Source organism: Kitasatospora sp. NPDC023385 (genome assembly GCF_055664045.1).
The window spans coordinates 555,858-576,598 of the sequence record NZ_JBVOOL010000002.1 but is presented as its reverse complement, the minus strand read 5'-3'; the positions used below and the strand labels follow the sequence as shown (position 1 = coordinate 576,598).

Here is a 20,741-nt window from a genome sequence, read left to right as displayed (position 1 = left end):
GCCCGCTCCGCCACGCCGGAGGCCGCCCGCTCACTCCGGCCGCCGCCCGGCCAGCGCCGCGGCGCCCGCACAGCCCGCGGCCAGCAGGACGACGGCGAGCAGCAGGTCCACCCACGGCACCACGACCCGGCCGGTCCTGGCCGCGCCCACCAGGGCGCGCACCGCCGCGTTGGCCGGCGAGCCCGGAACCACCAGCAGCAGCGTGGCCAGCGCCAGCGCCGCCGGGATGCCGTACGGCGCGCGGACCGGCACCGGCCGGCTGGTCAGCACCCCGGTAAGCACCCCCAGCAGCGCGCAGACCACCGAGGTCAGCAGCCCCGCCGCCAGCGCCGTCCCGCCCTGCGGCCGGCTCTCCGCCCCCGGGTTGGCCACCGGCCCGCTCGACCACCACAGCACCGCCACCTGGCCCACGGCCAGCACCAGCGAGGCCGCCAGCGCCGCCAGTAGCGCCGCCAGGTGCACCCGGGCCGGGCCCGCCACCGCGACCAGGCAGGCCCGCGAGGCCGGCGGCTCCGCGGCCAGCGCAGCGCGGACGTACCAGGCGCTCACCGGCAGCAGCACCCCCGCACCCAGGCCCAGGCTGCCCAGCAGCGGATCCCCCGGCGTCACCCCGACCACCAGCAGCAGCGCGTATGCCAGGAACGGCGGCAGCCAGCCGTGCGAGCGCAGCAGCAGCTCCACGTGGTACCGCGCCAGCGGACCGATCCGCCCCGTCACCGCTCCCCCTCCGCCTTGCCCGACTCCGCCTTGCCCGACTCCGGCCGGCCCGGCTGGCCGCGCCGACGCACCGCCAGCACCCGGACGGTCGGGCGGCCCCGCAGCAGGAAGCGCAGCAGCGCGTCCGAGTGCGCGGCCGGTACGGCCAGCCGTACCGCCGTCCCGGCCAGCGCGGTGAGCTCCGGCGCGCCGGGCAGCCGGGCCGGCAGCGGGGCGCCGTCCGGGACGTCCACCTCGATCTCCATCACCGGGCCGCCCTGCGCCGGCACCGCCGCGCCGTCCTCCACGGGCCGCAGTGCACCGTCGGCGCCGACCCGGTACGCGGCACTGGTGAGCCCGGCCAGCCGGGCCGGGTCGTGGTCGACGAACAGCACCGTGCCGCCGGCCGCCGCGCGCTCGGCGGCCGCCTCGTCGAGCACCGCCCTGGCCTCCGGGTCCAGCCCGGTCCAGGCCTCGTCCAGCAGCAGCACCCGGGCCTCGGCGAGCAGCGCCTGCGCGACCGCGACCTTCTGGCAGGTGCCCTTCGACAGCCGGCTCAGCGGGGTGCCCGCCCGGTCCGCGATGCCGAACCGGTCCAGCCACTCGCCCGCCCGGCGCCGCGACTGCTCCGCCGGCAGCCCGTGCACCCGGCCCATCCGCAGCAGGTAGGAGGCCGCGTCGAACGGCAGCGCCGGCGGGAAGCGTTCGGGCACGTACGCCGTCGCGCCGGGCCGCACCACCCGGCCCGCGCTCGGCCGCTCGATCCCGGCCGCCAGCCGCAGCAGCGTCGACTTGCCGCTCCCGTTCGCACCGGAGATCCGCACCAACTCCCCCGGCCCGACGGCGAGATCGACCCCGCGCAGGATCCACCGCCCGCGCCGCCCGTACCGTTTGCCGACTGCCGCCAGCTCCATCGCGACCCCGCTCCCTCCGCCGTGCACGAAGGCTATCCGCTCCGCGTAAAGCCGCTGTGAGGCCGCCGCGAAGCCGCGGTGGGGGCCGTGGCGGGGCCGGATTCGGCACGCAGGCGCCGGAGTTCACGCCGGGGCGGCCCGGTGCGCGATCCGGACTCGTTTCGCCATGGCGAACTGATGATCCCTAGGATCGGCCGGGTGACTACCGGACGACGACCACAGACCAGGCTCGGCAGCCTGCTGGCCGCCCTGGCGATAACGGGCGCCTCGCTGCTCCTCGGCCTGCCCGCCCACGCCGACGAACCATCAGCCGGTGCCGCCGCCGGGCCCAAGGAGGCCCCCCGGGTCGACCTGGTCCTGGACGTCAGCGGCTCCATGACCGCCACCGACATCCAGGGCAAGAGCCGCATCTCGGTGGCCCAGCAGTCGCTGAACGAGGTGATCGACGCACTGCCCGCGGAGACCGAGTTCGGCATCCGCACCCTGGGCGCGACCTACCCGGGCAACGACAAGACCCAGGGCTGCCAGGACACCAAGCAGCTCTACCCGGTCGGCAAGACCAACAAGGTCGAGGCCAAGACCGCCATCGCCACCCTGCGGCCCACCGGCTGGACCCCGATCGGCCTGGCCCTGCGCGGTGCCGCGCAGGACCTCGGCAAGGGCGAGACCACCCGCCGCGTGGTGCTGATCACCGACGGCGAGGACACCTGCACCCCGCCCGACCCCTGTGACGTCGCCCGCGAACTCGCCTCCCAGGGCATCCACCTGGTGGTCGACACCCTCGGTCTGGCCCACGACGACAAGACCCGCCAGCAGCTGCTCTGCATCGCCAACGCGACCGGCGGCACCTACACCGACGTCCGCACCCAGGAGCAGCTCACCGACAAGGTGAAGCAGCTGGTCGACCGTTCCAACGACACCTACACGGTGACCCCGGTCAAGACCGCCGGCACCGACAAGTGCGAGAGCGCGCCGGTCCTCGCCCCGGGCGTCTACACCGACCGCGAGAAGTTCTCCGAGCACCGCGTCTACAAGGTGCCGGTCAAGGTCGGCCAGGAGCTGCGAGCCTCGGTCAGCGTCGGGCTCGACCGCCCGGTGGCCCGGGACTACGGCGTCCTGCTGCAGGCCACCAGTGCGACCGGCCAGGAGCTGGTCCGCGGCACCGACGCCGGCAGCGGCCGCACCGACGTGATCTCCACCGGCCTGCGCTGGTCCACCGCCGACTCCAAGGGCTACGTCACCGCGAGCCCGACCTCCTCGTCGAACTCCTCGAACTCCTCGAAGGAGAAGCCGGACACCACCGTCTGCCTGGTCGTCAGCAACGCGCTGGCCCCGCAGGCCGGCGTACAGGCCGACCCCGGCCTGCCGCTGGAGCTGACCGTGGACCTGGCCTCCTCCTCGCCCGCCCCCGAGGGCGCCGCGATGGGCCTCGGCCGCGGCTGGATCCTGCTGCTCACCCTCACCCTGGCCGGCCTGGCCTTCGGCCTGCTGTTCGGCTGGATCGCGCGCTGGCGAATCGCCGTCTGGCGGGAGAACTGACCATGCGTACGACGATTCGCGGCGCCCTCGCCGCCCTCGCCCTGCTGCCCGCCGTCGCCTTGGCGGCGCTGGGTGCGCCGGCCGCCTCGGCGGCCTCGGCCGCACCGTCGCCCTCGGCCAGTGCGAGCGGCACCCCGGCCCCGGCCACCAAGGCCGGCACCTCGTTCCTGACCGCGGTCAACCTCTCCCCCGGCCAGGACGCCAACGTCGCCATCTCGACCGGCGACTACCTGTACTGGGCGTTCGGCGCGTCCGAGGGCCAGACCCCGACGGTCCGGCTGACCGTCAACCTGGCGCCCGCGACCGACCGGCACGGCCCGCAGACCTGGTCCGTCGAGGTCTTCGACGGGCTGCGCCGCCGCCAGGCGTGCACCGCGGGCACCCAGAACGCCACCGGCGACCAGAACACCGCCACCCTGGCGCTCGACTGCACCCTGCGGGAGGTCCGCACCTGGGCCGAGCCGTGGTCCGGCGATCCACTGCCCGGCACCTACTACGTACGGCTGTCGGTCACCGACGTCCCGCAGCCGGACCTGGGCCTGGCCTCCTCCGTGCAGCTGCACGTCGCCGCCAAGGGCAACTCCGACAACGCCCAGCCGGAGGGCGGGGAGCTGAAGGCCCCGCTGGTCCCGCCGGTCGGCGGCGGCGCGAGCACGGCCAAGGCGGCCGCCCCGGTGGCGGAGGAGGAGCACTGGTACACCGGCTGGTTCTCCGGCTGGAACAGCCGCTGGTACTGGACGATCGGCGGCGGCTTCCTGGCCGCGCTGGCGGGCGTCCTGGGCTACCGCCTGACCCGGCACCCGCGCGGCCACCGGCCCGGCCACCACGGCGCCGCCGTCCCGCCCCAGGGTTCGCACCACCACCAGAGCGGCTCGTACGCCGACCGCCCCTGACCCCTGGCACAACCCCGAGGGCCGGCCGGAGACTCCTCCGACCGGCCCTCGGCCGTGACGCGTCCCGGCGGCCGTCAGCCGCGGAACAGGTCGTGCCCCACGTCCGACGGCACCACGTCCTGGACCGGCTTGCTGTCCGGCCCCGGCACGTGCTCGCCGGGGACGGGCTCGCCGCTCTCCCGGTGCAGCAGCACCACCCCGTCCTCGGCCCAGAGCTGCCGGTACCCGTGGTCCAGCAGCAGCTGGATCCGCGCGGCCTGCTCCTTGTCCGCGGCGAACGGGAAGGAGCGCTTGTTCGACCTGGTGAGCACGTACTCGCGCCCGCGCGGCGTGCCGTCCACCAGCACCACGTCCGTCCGGGCGGTCAGCCGGGGCGCGATCTGGTTGTCCGCCTCGACCGAGGCCCCGTCCGGGATCAGCGCGGCGGCCCGCACCAGCGCGGCCTCGCTGGGCTTGGCCGCCCAGGAGGACGGCAGGGCCGGCTGCAGCAGTCCGATCGGCACGGCGGCGACCAGGGCGATGCCGCCCGCGCCGAGCCCCAGCAGGCGCGCCCGCCGGACGGTCGGGGCGGGCCGCTCGGCGCTGCTCATCCGGCCCAGCACCTCGATGGCGGCGGTGAGCAGGATCGGCCAGAGCATCGAGTCGTAGTGCCGGGCGATCGACCAGTGGTTGGGGTTGCTGGACAGGATCCGCTCGGCCAGCAGCGGCAGCGCGCACAGTACGGTGGCCGAGCGCAGCGGCAGCAGGAGCGTCGTGCCGAACAGCCAGAGCAGCAGCAGCGGCTTGAGCGGCTGGTCGAACGCCGTCTGCACCAGCAGGAACGGGTTGTGCAGCAGGTGCCGAAGCGCGTCGCCGCCGTCCGCGCCCAGCGCCTGGTAGTTCCAGTAGTAGCCCGGCTCCCCGCCCATCGCCGGGATCAGCCAGGTGATGGCCACCGCCGAGGCGATCGGGCCGCCCAGCAGCAGGCCGAGGCCGGTGAAGCGGCCCGCCCGGTCCCCGGTGCGGCGGGTGCGCAGCAGCAGCACCAGCCCGTACGCGCCGACCAGCAGGCCGAGGTCCTCCTTGGTGCAGCACAGCAGGACGGCGGCGAGCACCACCGTGCCGTACCGGCGGGCCAGTCCGCGCTCCAGCATGAGCAGGGTCAGCGGCACGGCGAAGGCGACCTCGTGGAATCCGACCCGGGCGGCGACCAGCAGCGGCCAGCCGAGGGCGTAGACCAGAGCGGCCAGGTCGGCGGCCCGACGGGCGGTGCGCGGCGGTGCGGCGGCGAAGCCGTGTGCGGCGATCCGCCGGATCAGCGGCACCCCGGCCGCGAAGAGCAGTGACTGTCCGATGATCAGCGAGCGCGGGTCGTCCCAGATCCAGTACAGCGGCGCGAGCAGCGCCAGGACGGGCGAGAAGTGGTCGCCCAGCAGCGAGAAGCCGGGCGGGAATTCATGGTGGTAGCTCTTCAGCGTCGAGACGGGCAGCCCGAAGTGGGCGTAGCCGCGCACGCCCTGGTCGAAGATGCCGAGGTCGAAGCCGCCGAGCGACACGGATGTCCAGCCCTGCAGGCCGATGGCGCACATCACCGCGAAGCAGAGCGCGGTGAACAGCGCGGTGCGCCGGCCGGGGCCGACCAGCAGGGCCGCGGCCACCTTGCGGGCGGCGGGTACGGCGGCGGCCGGCGGCGCCGGAGGTGCGGTCTGGGTGGTCACGTGAGGTCTGATCCGTCCGGTGTGGTTCCGTCCGATGTGGGTCCGTCGGGTGCGAGTCCGTCCGATGCGGGTCCGCCGGGGTCCGGCCCGTCAGTTCCGGTTCGTCAGCTCGGGGTCGCGGTCGAGCTTGGCGGCCAGCAGCGCCCACGCCCCGCCGCCGCTCCCGTCCACGGCCTGCCGCCGGGCGCGGTACAGCCGCACACCCAGGACGACCAGGACGGCGACGCCCAGCGGCGGGTAGAGCGAGCCGGGCAGCTGCCAGTACCAGACGACTCCGCGCCCCCACCGGTGCGGCACCGCCCACATGAGGTGGGAGAGGAACACGGCCACGGTCACGCCGAGCAGCACCTGCCGGGCCCTGGTCCGGGCCTCGACCACCAGCAGGGCGATCAGCGGGATGCACCAGACCCAGTGGTGGGTCCAGCTGATCGGCGAGACCAGCAGCGCGGTGAACGCGGTGCAGACCGCGCCCCAGGCGTCGGCCCGGCGCAGCACCCGCGCGGAGCGCCCGGCCAGGACGGCCACCGCGATCCCGAAGGCGCCGACCAGTGCGGAGGCGGCCAGCCCCACCAGGCCCGGGTCGTTGACGTCGAGCAGCCGGCAGACGGCGCCGCGCAGCGACTGGTTGTCGACCAGGACGGTCACGCCGACCCGGCTCGGATCCCAGAGGTACTTGGTCCAGAACCCCCAGGTGGCGTCCGGCAGCGCGGCCCAGCCGATCAGGCCCGCCACCAGGAAGGTGCCGCCGGAGACCAGTGCGGCCCGGATCCGGCCGGTCAGGAGCAGGTAGACCGCGAACAGGCCCGGGGTGATCTTGATGGCGGTGGCCAGCCCGATGCCCACGCCCTTGAACCGGTTCCGGTCCGAGCGGGTCAGGTCCCACAGGACCAGGCAGAGGATGCCGAGGTTGACCTGGCCGTACTGGAAGGTGGTGAAGACCGGCTCCAGCCAGATGCCGAGGCCGGTCGCCAGGATGACCACGGCGGTGCGGTGCTGCTTCGCCCATCCGACCAGCTTGAGCGACAGGTACACGGCCAGGGCGAGCAGCGCGTAGTTGAGGAGCATCACCAGGACGCGCAGGGTGCTCACGTCGAACCAGGTGCTCGGCACGAAGAGCATCGCGGCGAACGGCGGGTAGGTGGCCGGCAGGTCCCAGCCGGGCAGCCGCATCGCGTACAGGTCCTCGCCGCGGACGACGGCCTCGCCCTCGGCCCGGTAGACCAGCATGTCGACCATGGTGGCGCCGTGGGCGTGCCGGAAGAAGGCGAACACCACCAGTGACACCGCGGCCGCGCAGGCCGCCGCGAGGTTCCAGGACTTCGGTCTTCCGGGTGCCGCGCCGTCGCCGGGGTCGTCCGGGCCGGACTGCCGTGCCCACCGTGTCAGACCGAACTCGCGCACCGCGATGGCACCCCGTTGAGATAGACCAGATCGTTCCGTCGTCCGCGTCTGGGCCCACCCACCATAACCGACCCCCCTGAGGCCCCGGCCGCGTCAGAAACCGCCCCTGGAGGGTGTTGTGACCTCGACCACGGCGGGCGCCGGATCCGATCCGGTGTCAGGAAACGCGAAATCCCGCCGGGAGTTTCCTCCTGGCGGGATTCGGTGGACCGGCCGGAGCCGGTCCGTTGGGTGGAGCTGAGGGGATTCGAACCCCTGACCCCCTCGATGCGAACGAGGTGCGCTACCGGACTGCGCCACAGCCCCAACGAGAAGAAACTCTAGCACCTTCCGGAGGGGGTCCGTGACCACCCCCGCGGCCGCCCCCGGACGACTGCCGGCCGGGGGCGACCCGAGGCGGCCCGGGTCATTCGTTGGCCGCGCGGGGCCGGCTCTCGGGGGCCTGGGACTCGGCGTACTGGTCGAAGAGCGGGGTCCTGCGGGCTTCGGCGGGACGGCCCGCGGTCCAGGTCCCGGGGGCCGTGAGGTCGAGCCCGCGGGAGACCCGGGGGGCGACCGGTGCGGTCACGTAGGTCGGCAGCGGGACGGGGACCGGCTCCCAGGAGTCGGGGCCGGCCGCGCCGCGCTCGCGCATGCCGTCGACCCACTCCTCGTGCTCGGTCGCCTCGGCGACCGCGGAGGCGGAGGGCACCGAGACGGTGGCCTCCTCCGGGTCGGCGGCCAGCCGCAGGTGCTGGCGGCGTCCGGTCCGCTCCTCGGCGCGCGCGGCCGGGGCCGGCTGCTCCGTCGCGGGGGCCGCGGCCGGGGCGTCGCCGGCCGCCGGGGCCTGGGCCCGCTGCTGCTCGCGCTTGCGCAGCCGCTCGGCCGCCTGGGCGGCCCGGACACGGTCCAGCTTCACCTCGTAGCGCTGGCGCTCCAGCTTGCGCAGGTGCCCGATGTACAGGGTGAGGAGGGTCGCCGGGACGGCCGGCACCCAGAGGAAGGCCAGTCCGGCGACCGCGGCGACCACCGCGCCGAGCGCGAAGCAGAAGAAGAGGACGGTGACCATCCGGCGCCGGCGGGCCAGCAGCCGCGCCCGGCGCTCGACCCCGGCCTGTGGCGCGGGCGCCGACCGCTCGGCCGGGCGTTCCGCCGGGGGTTCGGGCTCCGGCTCGCCGGGGTCGCCTGGGGCGGCCTCGTCCCGTTCGGGAGGGCCGTCGTCGCTGTGCTCGTCGTCACGCGGTCCGTCGCCCAGGGCCCGGGCTGCCCGCCGCTCCATCGCCGAACGCCCGGCCAGCAGGCGGATGGCGGTGCTGAAGCGTTCCGTCGGGCGGGCCTCGTTGAGTTCGTCCTGCCTGCGGAGCCACATCGGCACCAGATAGGCGGCCCAGGCCCCTACGATGACGGCGTAGATAAGGCCGCTACTGCTCACGATTCACACCGTACGGGCGGTGGGGAAGGCGTGGCAGCAATTTGGCGCGGCGTGTCGTGTGATCAAGCTGATTCTCCGACTATTTTGCCGGCATTTGTGACGGTCCGCCATCGCGCCGATGCCATATCGATATTTTTTTCGAACATGTATTCAATTATTCGATTCACGGCCGGAACTGAGGGCCCGGCGGCGCGCCAGCATGCCCTCCGGGACCTCCTCGTCGGTCAGCGCGTACACCAGGTGGTCGCGCCAGTCGCCGTCGATGTGGAGATAACGCGGGCGGATTCCCTCCGAGCGGAAGCCCAGCTTTTCCACCACGCGTCGGCTCGGGCCGTTCTCGGGGCGGATGCAGACCTCGATCCGGTGGAGTCCGAGTGTGCGGAAGCAGTAGTTCACCGCGAGTGCCACGGCGGTCGGGATGATGCCCCGGCCGGCCACCGTCTCGTCGACCCAGTACCCGATGTTGGCCGAGCACATCGAGCCCCAGGTGATTCCGCCGACCGTCAACTGGCCCACCAGCTGCCCCTTGTAGAGCACCACGAAGGGCAGCATCCGACCGGCCGAGGCCTCGCCGCGCAGGAAGCGGACCATCTGCCGGTACGTCGGGCGGGGCCCGGCGGCCTGGCCGGCCGTGCCGGGCGGCACGGTGGCCTCCCAGCGCCGCAGCCAGTCCCGGTTGCGGCGGCTCACCTCCTGCCACTCGCGCTGGTCACGGACCCGGATCGGGCGCAGCGTGACCTCCCCCTCGTGGAGTTCTACCGGCCAGCCGGCGTTCAGTGCCCTCTCCCGGATGCTGGAGCCCCGGGTGCCGGGGCGTCGGGCCGGGGGTGGTCCCCGCCGCCGAGCTGGTCGACGGCGTGGGCGAGCAGCGGCTCCAGGACGGCCAGGCCGTCCTTGACGCCGCCGGTCGAGCCCGGCAGGTTGACGATCAGGGTACGTCCGGCGAGCCCGGCGAGCCCGCGGGAGAGCGCCGAGGTCGGCACCTTCTCGCGGCCGTACGCACGGATGGCTTCGGCGATGCCGGGGATCTGCCGGTCGATCACCCGGGCGGTCATCTCGGGGGTGAGGTCCATCGGCGAGATGCCGGTGCCGCCGGTGGTCAGCACGACGTCGTAGCCGGCCGCCACGGCCTCGCGCAGGGCGGCCTCCACCGGCTCGCCGTCGGGGACGACCCGGGGGCCGTCGGCGGTGAAGCCCATCGCGGTCAGGCCGGCCACCAGCAGCGGGCCGCCCCGGTCCTCGTAGACCCCGGCCGAGGCCCGGTTGGAGACGGTCACGGCCAGGGCCTTCCCGGCCGGCGCCGTCACGCGTCCACCTCCGGCGCGAACCAGTCGCCGCTCTTGCCGCCGGTCTTGCTGAGCACCCGGACGGACTCGATGGCGGCGCCCTTGTCGACGGCCTTGACCATGTCGATCACGGTCAGCCCGGCGACCGCGACGGCGGTCAGCGCCTCCATCTCGACGCCGGTGCGGTCGGCGGTCCGCACGGTGGCGGTGATCTCGACCGCGTCGTCCGTGACGGCGAGGTCGACCTTGACGCCGGAGACGGCGATGGGGTGGCAGAGCGGGACCAGGTCCGGGGTCTTCTTGGCGCCCATGATCCCCGCGATCCGGGCCACGGCGAGGGCGTCGCCCTTGGGGACGCCCTCGCCGCGCAGCAGCTCGACCACCGTCGGGGAGACCTTCACCCGCCCGGCGGCGACGGCGGTGCGCGTGGTGGTGGCCTTCTCGGAGACGTCGACCATCCGGGCCGCGCCCTGGTCGTCGACGTGGGTGAGGCGGTCGCCGGGGGGCGGTGTCGGCACGGGTGGCTCCAGGGGCGCGCAGGTCGAATACCGCGCTACCGTACCCCGCTGTGCCGCGCCGCCCGCCTCCGGGCACGCTCGGGGGCCGGGCGCCGCCGGTCGGTGCTGCCCCGCTCCCGCCCGGGCTCAGGAGTCCAGCAGGACCACGTCCACCTCGCTGCCGGCGGGCAGTTCGGTGACGTCCTCGGGGACGGTGATCAGGCAGTCGGCCCGGGCCAGCGCGCCGACCAGGTGCGACTCCGCGCCGCCGACCGGTTCGACGGTGCCGTCCGCGGCCGAGTAGCGGCCGCGCAGGAACTGCCGGCGGCCGGCCGGGGAGCGCAGCGCCACCGGGCAGAGCGCGCGGACGACCGGGCGGTGCACGTCGGCGGCGCCGAGCATGGTGCGGATGACCGGGCGGACGAAGAGCTCGAAGGAGATGTAGGCGCTCACCGGGTTGCCGGGCAGGGCGAGCAGCGGCACCCCGGCCCCGTCGCCGATCCGGCCGAAGCCCTGCGGCTTGCCGGGCTGCATCCGCAGCTTGCGGAACTCGACGTTGGCGGCTCCGCCGCGGGCTCCGCCCCCGTAGGACTCGAAGACCTCCTTGACCACGTCGTACGCGCCGACGCTGACGCCGCCGCTGGTGACGATCAGGTCGGCCCGGCCGAGCTGGTCCTCCAGGACGGCGCGCAGCCGGTCGGCCTCGTCCGGGACGGCGCCGACCCGGTAGGCGATGGCGCCGGCCTCCTGGGCGGCGGCGGTGAGGGTGAAGCTGTTGGAGTCGGCGATCTGCCCGGGCCCAACCGGCTCGCCGGGCTGGACCAGCTCGCTGCCGGTGGACAGCACCACGACCCGCGGGCGCGGGCGGACCTTCACCGTGGCCCGGCCGATCGCGGCGAGCAGGCCGAGCTGGGTGGGGCCGAGCCGGGTGCCGGCCGACAGGACCTTCGCGCCGGCCGCGACGTCGCTGCCGCGGCGGCGGATGTGCGCGCCGTCGGCGACCGGGCGCAGGACGCGGACCTCCTCGTCCGGGACGGGCGCGGTCATCGCGGCGGCGGCCACTCCGGTGCCGGTGCCGCCGTCGGTCCACTCGACCGGGGCGACGGCCCGGGCGCCGGGCGGCACGGGCGCACCGGTCATGATCCGGGCGGCCTGGCCGGGGCCGACCCGGGGCAGTTCGTCCGCGCCGGCCGCGATGTCGCCGACCACCGAGAGCACCGACGGGTACGCCTCGGTGGCGCCCTCGGTGTCGGCGGTGCGGACCGCGTAGCCGTCCATCGAGCTGTTGTCGAAGGGCGGCAGGTCGCCGTCGGCGACCACGTCCTCGTCGAGCCGGCAGCCCTGGGCGTCGAGCAGCTGGAGCTCGATCGCGGGCAGCGGGCCGATCCCGGACAGCACGTCGGCGAGGTGCTCGTCCACCGTCCAGAGGCGGGGGGCCGCCGGTGCCGGGTCCGTTCCGGCGTCGCAGCAGGCTGCTGGCGTGGTGCTGTGCTCGGTGGACCCGGTCATCGGCGGCTCGCTCCCTGTCGTGGCGTCAGCCCTGCGTCGGCGCTGCGTCAGTCCTGCATCTCGGAGCCGACGAACTCCCGCAGCCAGGAGCGGAACTCCGGGCCCAGGTCATCGCGTTCGGCGGCCAGTCGGACGATAGCGCGCAGGTAGTCGGCGCGGTCGCCGGTGTCGTAGCGGCGGCCCTTGAAGAGCACGCCGTGCACCTGGCCGCCGGCCTCCGGCTCGCGGGTGGTGAGCTCGCGCAGGGCGTCGGTGAGCTGGATCTCGCCGCCGCGGCCGGGCGGGGTCTCGCGCAGCACGTCGAAGACCAGCGGGTCGAGCACGTAGCGGCCGATGACGGCGTAGTTCGACGGGGCCTCGCCGGGCTCGGGCTTCTCGACCAGGTCGGTCACCTGGAAGACGTCCTCGCCGAAGCCGTTCGTCTTGACGGCGGCGCAGCCGTAGAGGTGGATCTGGGCGGGGTCGACCTCCATGAGGGCGACGACCGAGCCGCCGAGCTCCTGCTGCACCTCGATCATCCGGGAGAGCAGCGGGTCGCGCGGGTCGATCAGGTCGTCGCCGAGCAGGACGGCGAAGGGCTGGCCGGCGACGTGCTGCTCGGCGACCGAGACGGCGTGGCCGAGGCCCTTGGGGTCGCCCTGGCGGACGTAGTGCATGTTGGCCAGTTCGACGGACTCCCGGACCCGGGCCAGGCGCTGCTGGTCGCCCTTGCGCGCCAGGAGCTCCTCCAGCTCGTACGCGCGGTCGAAGTGGTCCTCCAGGGCGCGCTTGTTACGGCCGGTGACCATCAGTATGTCGGACAGGCCCGCGGAGGAGGCCTCCTCGACGACGTACTGGATCGCCGGCTTGTCGACGACGGGCAGCATCTCCTTCGGGGTGGCCTTGGTCGCCGGGAGGAAGCGGGTGCCCAGTCCGGCCGCGGGTACCACGGCCTTGGTTACCGGAACTCGGGAGTTGGTCGTCGTCATGCGTTTACCTTACTCAGGCACGTTTTCGCCCGACCGCGCGCGGTGGGACGGCTAGGACAGCACGTCGCGGGGCACGGCCACAGTGGCTGGCGTATGGGAAGCGACCGGCTGGGCGAGGGTGTCCCCTCCGGCACAGGGCGACAGACTACCCGGCTTTTCCGAACGGTCACGCTCGGCAGTCGGGCCGTGCTCCGTACCGGAAATGACCGGTGCGCGGAGCCCGGCGGCGGGGCGGTCGCGGTGCGGCGCCGAGGTCCGCCAGCAGTCGCCGCCGGCCGCCCGGGCCTCGGCGAGCGCCGTGTCGGCGGCGCGCAGCAGGACGGCGGCGTGGGTGCCGTCCTCGGGCAGGACGGCGATGCCGACGGCGGCGGTGAGGCCGTTGCCGTGGGCCGGGCGGGGCGCGCGCGTGCCGGAGGACCAGTCGAGCAGCAGGTGCCGGCGGACGGACCAGACCAGCCGTTCGGCGACCTGGGCGGCGCCCTCGGCGCCGGTGTCGGGCAGCACCACCAGGAACTCCTCGCCGCTGTACCGGCCGAGGGTGTCGGCCCGGCGGATCTCCATCGCGAGGCGCTGGGCGAGGTCGCGCAGTATGGCGCCGGCACGGCCGCGGCCGTGCTCGGCGACGACCGCGTCGAAACCGGCGATCGCCAGCATCAGCACCGCGAGCGGGCGGGGGCCGTCGGCCTGGTCGGCGTGCTCGGCGCGGCGGGCCCGTTCGATCTCCCGGTCCAGGGTGAGCTGCAGGTGGCGGTAGTTCCACACGCCGGTGAGCGGGTCGCAGGAGGCGGTGCGCTCCAACTCGCCGCAGCGTTCCTCCAGTTCGGCGGCCCGGGCGCGCAGCCGCGCGGCCTCGGCGGCGGCCGCGGCCCGGTCCCGCCGTCCCCGCAGGCCGAGGACGGCGGCGCCGGCCAGCGCGGGGGCGCTGAGCGCGGCCATGGCCTGGACCAGCAGCGGGGTGGACAATCGGGGCGCCCTTTCGCGTGGCAGGCTCTGCGCGTCGACGGTCTGGAGACGTGGAGGATCCGGTGCACAACGAGAAGAGCGAGCTGAGGACACGGCTGTTGGCGCAGCGGCGCGCGCTCTCCGCCGCGGGGCGCGCGGAGGCGGCGCTCGCGCTGGCCGGGCACGCCGGGGAGCTGGCCGGGCCGGGCGCCACGGTGGCCGCGTACGTCTCGGTGGGGGCCGAGCCGGGGACGAGGCCGCTGCTGGACGCGCTGCGGGCCCGCGGGGTGCGGGTGCTGCTGCCCGTACTGCTGGCGGACAACGACCTGGACTGGGCGCCGTACGGGGGCCCGGCGGCGCTGGCCCCGGCCGGGCGGGGGCTGTGGGAGCCGGTCGGTCCGCGGCTCGGGCCGGAGGCGGTGACGGAGGCCTCGGTGGTGCTGCTGCCGGGCCTGGCGGTGGACCGCGGCGGGGCGCGGCTGGGCCGCGGCGGCGGCAGCTACGACCGGGTGCTGGCCCGGCTGGGGCGGGCGGGCGCGCGGCCGGTCCTGGCGGTGCTGCTGTACGAGCACGAGGTGCTGGACCGGGTGCCGGCCGAGTCGCACGACCGGCCGGTGGACCTGGCGGTCACGCCGTCGGGGGTGCGGCGGCTGGGCCGCCCCGGGTGAACGGCCGCCCCGGGTGAACGGCGACGGCCCCGCTCCCTGGGAAGGGGGCGGGGCCGTCGGCCGGTCGTGCGGGTGTCAGCCGGTGGTGAGCACCAGCTTGTGCTTGGTGGCCTTCTCGACCGCGTCCGGAGTGTAGGCCCAGGTCAGCAGTCGGCCCTTGAGCCAGAGGTCGGTCTGGTCGTTGTAGTTGTCGTGGAAGGCGTGCCCGGAGGCGCCGCCGACGTTGACCCAGCGCGAGGAGTCGAGGTCGTTGAGGTCGACCACCATGCGCATCGACGGGATCCAGTCCACCCCGTAGCCGGCCGCCGCGTTCCAGCCGGCCGCGTCGACGGCCGCGGAGCCGCCGGAGAGACGGTACGGGCCGCGGTTGAGCAGCTTGTGGAGCACGCCGGAGGCGATCGAGGAGTCGTCGGTGCCCAGGGTCTGCTCGCGCAGTTCCAGCTTGTGCAGCCGGCCCCAGCTCCAGGTGGAGATGTCCTTGCTGAGCAGCGAGGTCAGTTCCTGGCGGGCGTTCTTCATCGCCTCCTTGAGGAGGTTGTCCAGGCCCTTCTGGACGGTGTGCTGGGAGTCGATGTACGTCCACCAGGAGCTGTCGGGCTTGTCGAGCTGCTGGCGCACCACCTCGGTCCAGCGGTCGCCGCCGTCCGGCTGGGCCTTGCCCGGGTCGCGGGTGCCGCACTCGGTGACGATCTTGGTGGTGCTGTCGGGCTTGGTCGGGTCGTCCTGCTGGCGGACCAGCAGGCAGTTGTCCTTGGCCCGCAGGTCGGCCGGGAACTTCTGGCCGAAGGCGAGGGTGAGCAGCTGGCGCCAGACGCCGTTGTAGTAGGCGGCGGCGGCGGAGTCGGCGTCCTGGTGGTAGTTCCAGTCCTTGAGCAGGTCCTGGGCCTGGCGCACGTAGGGGTCGTCGATCTGCTGCTTGAGCAGCAGCGGGACCAGCGTCTTGGCCATGATGCTGGTGTTGTCCAGCTGCAGGGTCTGCATGTCGTCCGGCGAGATCTTGCCGTTGTTCTTGAGCAGGCCCTCGATCTGGTCGGTGATCTCCTTGGCCCGGGTGCCGTACTCCCAGTCCTTGGTGAGGCTGTACTTGTAGCTCGGGTCGACCACGGCCTGGTTGGCGGTGACGATGTAGCCGGCGGACGGGTCGAGGCTCCACGGCAGGGCGTTGAAGGGGATCGGGTCCTTCCACTGGTACGCGGAGTCCCAGCCCAGGGCGGGGTAGGTGCCGTCGCCCTTGCCGCGGACCGGGATGGTGCCCGGGGCCTGGTAGCCGATGTGCTTGGCGTCGGCGTAGATCAGGTTCTGCGCGGGGACGGAGAAGTCCTTCGCGGCGGCCCGGAACTCGTCCCAGTTCCTGGCCTTGTCCAGCTCGAAGACGGCGTCCATGGTCTTGCCGGGGCTCAGGGCCGTCCACTGCAGGGCGACGCCGTAGCCGCCGGTGCCGCGGTCCGGCGCGGAGGTGCCGTTGGGCGCGTGCTTGCCGACGTTCTGCTGCTCGCTGCTCTGGTCGGAGATGAGCGGGGCGCCGGTCTGGGTGGTGCGCACGGTGATGGTGCGGTCCTGGCCGCCGGAGACCTTGATGGTCTCCTTGCGCAGGTCGAACTTCACGTCCTTGCCGTCCACCTGGTAGGTGTCCGGGCCGGTGACCTTCTCCAGGAAGAGGTCGGTGACGTCGGCGCCGAGGTTGGTGAAGCCCCAGGCGACGTCCTTGTTGTGGCCGATCACCACGCCGGGCATGCCCGCGAAGGTGAAGCCGGAGACGTCGAACTGGCAGGCCGGGGAGGCGGTCCGGCAGTGCAGGCCCATCTGGTACCAGACCGAGGGCAGGCCGGGGCCGAGGTGCGGGTCGTTGGCCAGCAGCGGCTTGCCGGTCGTGGTGTGGGTGCCCGCCACCGCCCACGAGTTGGACCCGATGCCCTGTCCGGGACGGCCGAGCAGCTGCGGCATGCCGTCGATGCGGTCGGTGAGGCCCTGCAGCAGCGCCTTGGTGGTGGCCGCGCCCTGGGCGGTGGCGGTGCCGTTGCCCGGGCCGGACTGCGGGGAGCCGTCGGCGGGGCGGTAGGTGTCGCCGCTGACGGTGCCGGTCTTCACGATGGTGCCGTTGCGGCTGTACGGGTAGTCCGGGTACAGCTCGGCGATCTTGTCCGGGCTGAAGTCCTGGGCCAGCAGCGAGCGGTCGATCTCCTCCTGGAGGTTCCCGGAGAGGTTCCAGGCCATCGCCTTGAGCCAGGCCACCGAGTCGACGGGGCTCCACTGCTCGGGCTGGTAGCCGCTGTTGACGGCGCCGAGCAGCGCGTACTCCAGCGAGGCCTTCTCGCCGCCGGGGTGCTCGGCGAGCCAGGCGTTCACGCCGTCCGCGTAGGACTGCAGGTACTTCTTGGTCTCCGGCGTCAGCTTGGTGTCGTACTCCTTCTGCGCCACCTGCCGCCAGCCCATGGTGCGGATGAAGGTGTCGGTGTCGACCTGGCCGTCGCCGAACATCTCGGAGAGCCGGCCGGCGGTGATGTGCCGGCGGACGTCCATCTCCCAGAAACGGTCCTGCGCCTGGACGTAGCCCTGGGCGCGGAACAGGTCCTCGGGGGTGTCGGCGTACAGCTGCGGGATGCCGTTGGCGTCCCGCTTCACGTCGACCGGCGCGCTCAGGCCCGCCACCTTGACGCTGCCGTCGACCTCCGGGAAGGAGGCGCGGACCGCGGAGACCCCGCGGTAGCCGCCGTAGCCGACGCCGGCCACCAGCAGCACGACCAGCACGATCACGAACAGACGGGCGCGCCGGAACTTCTTCGAGCGGGGCATCTGGGTCCTTGCGGTCCTGACTTCGGGGCGGGCGGGCGTGTCCAGGGCCTGCGGCCATGACAGGGCACCACATTAGGCCGAGTCCGGCGGGCACCGTGAACGGGGGACCAAGCTAAAGATATGGCAAAATGTTAGACTGAGTAACGATCCGCAAGAGGAGCATTGACGCCTTCTTGACGGGTCGACACCACAGCACCACCAGACACCCCGCCCGCCCATGCCTGCCCGAGGTGCCCCTGCGTGAACGTCGCCCATCTGAACCAGCTCCTGCTCGAAGCCTCCGTGATCCTGCTCTTCGCGGTGGTCGCCGTCCGGATCTCCACCCGATCAGGGCTGCCCAGCCTGCTGATCTACCTGGGGATCGGCGTGGCGCTGGGCCAGAACGGCATCGGGGTCTCCTTCAACAACGCCGAGCTGACCCAGGTGATCGGCTACGCGGCACTCGTGGTGATCCTGGCCGAGGGCGGCCTCAAGACGAGCTGGCGCGAGATCAGACCGGTGGTGCCGGCCGCCACCGTGCTCGCCACCGTCGGCGTCGGGGTCAGCGTGTTCGCCACCGCGGCCGGCGCCCACTGGCTGGTCGGCCTGGACTGGCGGACCTCACTGCTGCTCGGCGCCATAGTCTCCTCGACCGACGCGGCCGCCGTCTTCTCGGTGCTGCGGATGGTCCCGCTGCCCCACCGGCTCACCGGACTGCTGGAAGCCGAGTCCGGCTTCAACGACGCGCCCGTCGTCATCCTGGTCGTCGCCTTCGCCACCACCGGCGAACTGGACCCCTGGTACGTCCTGATCGGCACCATCCTCGCCGAACTGGCGATCGGCGCCGCGGTCGGCTTCGCCGTCGGCAAGCTCGGCGCCTTCGGGATCAAGCACGTCGCACTGCCCTCCTCGGGCCTCTACCCGATCGCCGTGATGGCGCTCACCGTGCTCGCCTACGCGGGCGGCGCGCTGCTGCACGGCTCCGGCTTCCTCGCCGTCTACATCAGCGCGGTGATCCTCGGGAACTCCAAGCTGCCGCACGGCCCCGCCGTCCGCGGCTTCGCGGACGGACTGGCGTGGATCGGGCAGATCGGCATGTTCGTGCTGCTCGGACTGCTCTGCACGCCCGCGACCATGGGTTCCGCGGTGGTGCCCGCGCTGGTGATCGGCGGCGTGCTGGTCTTCCTGGCCCGGCCGCTGTCGGTGGTGGCCTCGCTGACCCCGTTCAAGGTGCCCCCGCGCGAGCAGGCGCTGCTGAGCTGGGCCGGCCTGCGCGGCGCGGTGCCCATCGTGCTCGCCACCATCCCGGTGGTGTCGGGCGCGCACCAGGCCGCGGACGTCTTCAACATCGTCTTCATCCTGGTCGTCACCTTCACCCTGCTCCAGGGACCGACCCTGCCGTGGGTGGCCAAGCGGCTGCGGATCGGCGAGGGCGCGATGGGCCAGGACCTCGGCATCGAGTCCGCCCCGCTGGAGAAGCTGCACGGGCACCTGCTGTCGGTCGCGCTCTCCCCCGCCTCCCGGATGTCCGGCGTGGAGGTCGGCGAGCTCCGGCTGCCCAAGGGCGCGGCGGTCACCCTGGTCGTGCGCGAGGGCAACTCCTTCGTGCCGGACAAGGCGACGGTGCTGCGCGGCGGGGACGAGCTGCTCGTGGTCACCACGGACGAGGTCGGCGACGCGGCGGAGCGCCGGCTGCGGGCCGTCGACAAGGGCGGCAAGCTCGCCGGGTGGCTGCACGGGCGGTGAGCCCGGACTCGGTCCTGGCCTGGGCTCGGTCCGGGGACGGCCAGACGGGGTGGCTGGCGGAATCTACGCGCGTAACTGTATGCTGGTTCGACTACGCCGTATAACCACCGCTAGACCACCCCAGCATCTGCCTGACGCAGAGTTGGCGCGACCGCTCGGCGGCCGCGGTCCGGCCCCCGGGAATCACACCGGGCCGACCCGGTATCTACCCCGGTCGACGCGCGAGAGGACGACTCTCGGCGCCGTCGGGGCCACCCCATGCCCTGCCGCGCTACCAGGCAGCAGGAAGGACCGACCGTGACGGCCCGCCGAACGGTCGATACCTCCGCGGACATCGCGGACACCACCGCAGCCCGGACCCCCGCCCGCGTCGGGTACGGCGAACTGCTGCGCACCCCCGGGGCCTGGACCTTCCTGTCCCCCGCCCTCGTCGCACGACTGCCGTACGCGATGCTCAGCATGGGCATCCTGCTGCTCGTCACCCAGACCCACGGCTCGTACGGCACCGCCGGTACCGTCACCGCCGTCGCCGCCGTCGCGCAGGCCCTGATCGGGCCGCAGACCGGGCGGCTCGCCGACCGCTACGGGCAGGCCGCGGTGCTCGTCCCGGCCGTCCTGGTGCACGGCGCCTCGGTCGGCGTACTGATCGCCCTGGCGCTCGGCCACGCGCCGGCCTGGAGCCTGTTCCTCGCCGCCGTCCCGGCCGGCGCCAGCGTGCCGCAGATCGGCGCGATGGTCCGGGCCCGCTGGGTGGCCCGGTTCACCGCCGACGGCCCGTCCGACGCCTCGGCGGCCCGGGTGAGCACCGCTTTCGCCTTCGAGTCCGTGACGGACGAGTTCACCTTCGTGATCGGCCCGATCCTGGCCTCCGGCATCGCCGCCCTCGCCAACCCGGCCGCCGCCCTGGTCGCCGAGGCCGCGCTGACCCTCGTCGGCGGCCTGGCCTTCGCCGCCCAGCGGCGCACCGCCCCCGCCCGGATCGTGCCCCAGCCCGGCGCCAAGCGCGCCTCGGCGCTCGCCTCCCCCGGCGTCCGCCTGCTCGCCGGGACCTTCCTCGGCGTCGGCGCGGTGTTCGGCGGGATGCAGGTGTCGGTGAACGCCTTCGCCGACTCGGTCGGGCAGCACGCCGCCGGCGGCACCGTGTACGGGATCTTCGCGGGCGGCTCGATGCTGGCCGGCGTGCTGTACGGCGTGATCGCCTGGCGGCGGGCCGTCCAGCAGCGGATGCTGATGAGCTACACGCTGCTGGTGCTGGGCTGCTCCACGCTGTGGGCGATGCCGAGCCTGGTCGCGCTCACCGTCGCCGGACTGGTCTGCGGCCTGGCCATCGCGCCGACCCTGATCAGCGGCTACACCCTGGTCGAGACGCTGGTCGCGGACGGCGCCAAGACGGAAGCCTTCACCTGGCTGACCGGCGCCATCGGGCTCGGACTGGCGGTCGGCTCGATGGCCGCGGGGAAGCTGATCGACGGGCAGGGGCCCTCGGCCGGGTTCCTGGTGCCGCTGGTCGGCGCCGGCCTCGGGTTGGTCGTGCTGTTCTCGCTGCGGCACCTGCTGGTCGCACCGGCGGCTGGGACCGACCGGATCGCCGCCGGCTCGGCCGCCGGGCCCGCTTCCGGCACCGCTTCGGGCACCGTTTCCGGTACTGCTTCCGGGCCTGCTTCCGGCTCGGCGGAGCGCGGGGGCGCCGGGCAGCTGGTGGGCGCGGCCAAGGGCTGAGCGCGACTCCGCCGCACGGCCGGGGCGACCCGGTCCGCCCGGGCGGGGCCGATCTCACACCTGAGTCGCTGGACTGATCCAGC

The 20,741-nt window shown here is 73.9% G+C and carries 17 protein-coding genes and 1 tRNA gene; 5 read left to right on the top strand and 13 right to left on the bottom strand.

What is annotated here, in order from left to right; all coding sequences use genetic code 11:
- Nucleotides 1–30: 30 nt before the first annotated feature.
- Both AC0B61_RS05595 and AC0B61_RS05590 read right to left on the bottom strand, forming a co-directional pair.
- Nucleotides 31–717 (bottom strand): ABC transporter, encoded by a 687-nt coding sequence (locus AC0B61_RS05595; protein WP_471739310.1) that lies wholly within the window; start codon nt 715–717, stop codon nt 31–33.
- Nucleotides 714–1,610: an ATP-binding cassette domain-containing protein gene (locus tag AC0B61_RS05590; RefSeq protein ID WP_471739309.1), complete on the bottom strand. Its 897-nt coding sequence runs from the start codon at nt 1,608–1,610 to the stop codon at nt 714–716. Before AC0B61_RS05590 ends, AC0B61_RS05595 begins: the two co-directional genes overlap by 4 nt.
- Nucleotides 1,611–1,808: 198 nt before the next feature.
- Between AC0B61_RS05590 and AC0B61_RS05585 the strand changes: the two genes are divergently transcribed.
- Nucleotides 1,809–3,149 (top strand): VWA domain-containing protein, encoded by a 1,341-nt coding sequence (locus tag AC0B61_RS05585; RefSeq protein WP_471739308.1) that lies wholly within the window; start codon nt 1,809–1,811, stop codon nt 3,147–3,149.
- A 2-nt stretch (nt 3,150–3,151) separates the two neighbouring features.
- Nucleotides 3,152–4,042, top strand: coding sequence for a peptidase (locus AC0B61_RS05580; protein WP_471739307.1), 891 nt, complete (start codon nt 3,152–3,154; stop codon nt 4,040–4,042).
- A gap of 74 nt (nt 4,043–4,116) precedes the next feature.
- On the opposite strand, the gene AC0B61_RS05575 is transcribed toward AC0B61_RS05580, so the two are convergent.
- From AC0B61_RS05575 to AC0B61_RS05530, 10 genes are all read right to left on the bottom strand, one after another.
- Entirely contained in the window at nt 4,117–5,739 is a 1,623-nt protein-coding gene (locus tag AC0B61_RS05575; protein WP_471739306.1) for a DUF2079 domain-containing protein, read from the bottom strand.
- 90 nt (nt 5,740–5,829) lie between these two features.
- Complete coding sequence (locus AC0B61_RS05570) at nt 5,830–7,140, bottom strand: glycosyltransferase 87 family protein (protein WP_471739305.1); 1,311 nt, start codon at nt 7,138–7,140, stop codon at nt 5,830–5,832.
- A 232-nt stretch (nt 7,141–7,372) separates the two neighbouring features.
- Nucleotides 7,373–7,446 (bottom strand) — tRNA-Ala (locus AC0B61_RS05565).
- Between the two features lie 100 nt (nt 7,447–7,546).
- Nucleotides 7,547–8,551, bottom strand: coding sequence for a divisome protein SepX/GlpR (gene sepX, locus AC0B61_RS05560; RefSeq protein ID WP_471739304.1), 1,005 nt, complete (start codon nt 8,549–8,551; stop codon nt 7,547–7,549).
- Between the two features lie 150 nt (nt 8,552–8,701).
- Nucleotides 8,702–9,328, bottom strand: coding sequence for a GNAT family N-acetyltransferase (locus tag AC0B61_RS05555; protein ID WP_471739387.1), 627 nt, complete (start codon nt 9,326–9,328; stop codon nt 8,702–8,704).
- Entirely contained in the window at nt 9,325–9,858 is a 534-nt protein-coding gene (locus AC0B61_RS05550) for a MogA/MoaB family molybdenum cofactor biosynthesis protein (RefSeq protein ID WP_471739303.1), read from the bottom strand. The genes AC0B61_RS05555 and AC0B61_RS05550 overlap by 4 nt, the downstream gene beginning before the upstream one ends.
- Complete coding sequence (gene moaC / locus AC0B61_RS05545) at nt 9,855–10,295, bottom strand: cyclic pyranopterin monophosphate synthase MoaC (protein ID WP_471739386.1); 441 nt, start codon at nt 10,293–10,295, stop codon at nt 9,855–9,857. Before moaC ends, AC0B61_RS05550 begins: the two co-directional genes overlap by 4 nt.
- A gap of 186 nt (nt 10,296–10,481) precedes the next feature.
- Complete coding sequence (glp, locus tag AC0B61_RS05540) at nt 10,482–11,843, bottom strand: molybdotransferase-like divisome protein Glp (protein ID WP_471739302.1); 1,362 nt, start codon at nt 11,841–11,843, stop codon at nt 10,482–10,484.
- Nucleotides 11,844–11,890: 47 nt separating this feature from the next.
- Nucleotides 11,891–12,811: a UTP--glucose-1-phosphate uridylyltransferase GalU gene (gene galU / locus AC0B61_RS05535; protein WP_471739301.1), complete on the bottom strand. Its 921-nt coding sequence runs from the start codon at nt 12,809–12,811 to the stop codon at nt 11,891–11,893.
- A 51-nt stretch (nt 12,812–12,862) separates the two neighbouring features.
- Nucleotides 12,863–13,774: a GGDEF domain-containing protein gene (locus tag AC0B61_RS05530; RefSeq protein ID WP_471739300.1), complete on the bottom strand. Its 912-nt coding sequence runs from the start codon at nt 13,772–13,774 to the stop codon at nt 12,863–12,865.
- Between the two features lie 62 nt (nt 13,775–13,836).
- Between AC0B61_RS05530 and AC0B61_RS05525 the strand changes: the two genes are divergently transcribed.
- Nucleotides 13,837–14,421: a 5-formyltetrahydrofolate cyclo-ligase gene (locus AC0B61_RS05525; protein WP_471739299.1), complete on the top strand. Its 585-nt coding sequence runs from the start codon at nt 13,837–13,839 to the stop codon at nt 14,419–14,421.
- A 75-nt stretch (nt 14,422–14,496) separates the two neighbouring features.
- Here AC0B61_RS05525 and AC0B61_RS05520 read toward each other — a convergent pair whose 3' ends face one another.
- Nucleotides 14,497–17,214, bottom strand: coding sequence for a penicillin acylase family protein (locus tag AC0B61_RS05520; protein WP_471739298.1), 2,718 nt, complete (start codon nt 17,212–17,214; stop codon nt 14,497–14,499).
- Between the two features lie 240 nt (nt 17,215–17,454).
- On the opposite strand from AC0B61_RS05520, the gene AC0B61_RS05515 reads away from it, so the two are divergent.
- Together AC0B61_RS05515 and AC0B61_RS05510 are read left to right on the top strand one after the other, a co-directional pair.
- Nucleotides 17,455–18,939, top strand: coding sequence for a potassium/proton antiporter (locus tag AC0B61_RS05515; protein WP_471739297.1), 1,485 nt, complete (start codon nt 17,455–17,457; stop codon nt 18,937–18,939).
- A 297-nt stretch (nt 18,940–19,236) separates the two neighbouring features.
- Entirely contained in the window at nt 19,237–20,658 is a 1,422-nt protein-coding gene (locus AC0B61_RS05510; RefSeq protein WP_471739296.1) for an MFS transporter, read from the top strand.
- Nucleotides 20,659–20,741 lie beyond the last annotated feature (83 nt).

Excerpts from the sequence above, each read along its gene's own strand:
- AC0B61_RS05590 (WP_471739309.1), bottom strand. The coding sequence starts at position 1,610 with ATGGAGCTGGCGGCAGTCGGCAAACGGTACGGGCGGCGCGGGCGGTGG.
- AC0B61_RS05580 (WP_471739307.1), top strand. The coding sequence starts at position 3,152 with ATGCGTACGACGATTCGCGGCGCCCTCGCCGCCCTCGCCCTGCTGCCC.
- moaC (WP_471739386.1), bottom strand. The coding sequence starts at position 10,295 with ATGGTCGACGTCTCCGAGAAGGCCACCACCACGCGCACCGCCGTCGCC.
- glp (WP_471739302.1), bottom strand. The coding sequence starts at position 11,843 with ATGACCGGGTCCACCGAGCACAGCACCACGCCAGCAGCCTGCTGCGAC.
- galU (WP_471739301.1), bottom strand. The coding sequence starts at position 12,811 with ATGACGACGACCAACTCCCGAGTTCCGGTAACCAAGGCCGTGGTACCC.
- AC0B61_RS05520 (WP_471739298.1), bottom strand. The coding sequence starts at position 17,214 with ATGCCCCGCTCGAAGAAGTTCCGGCGCGCCCGTCTGTTCGTGATCGTG.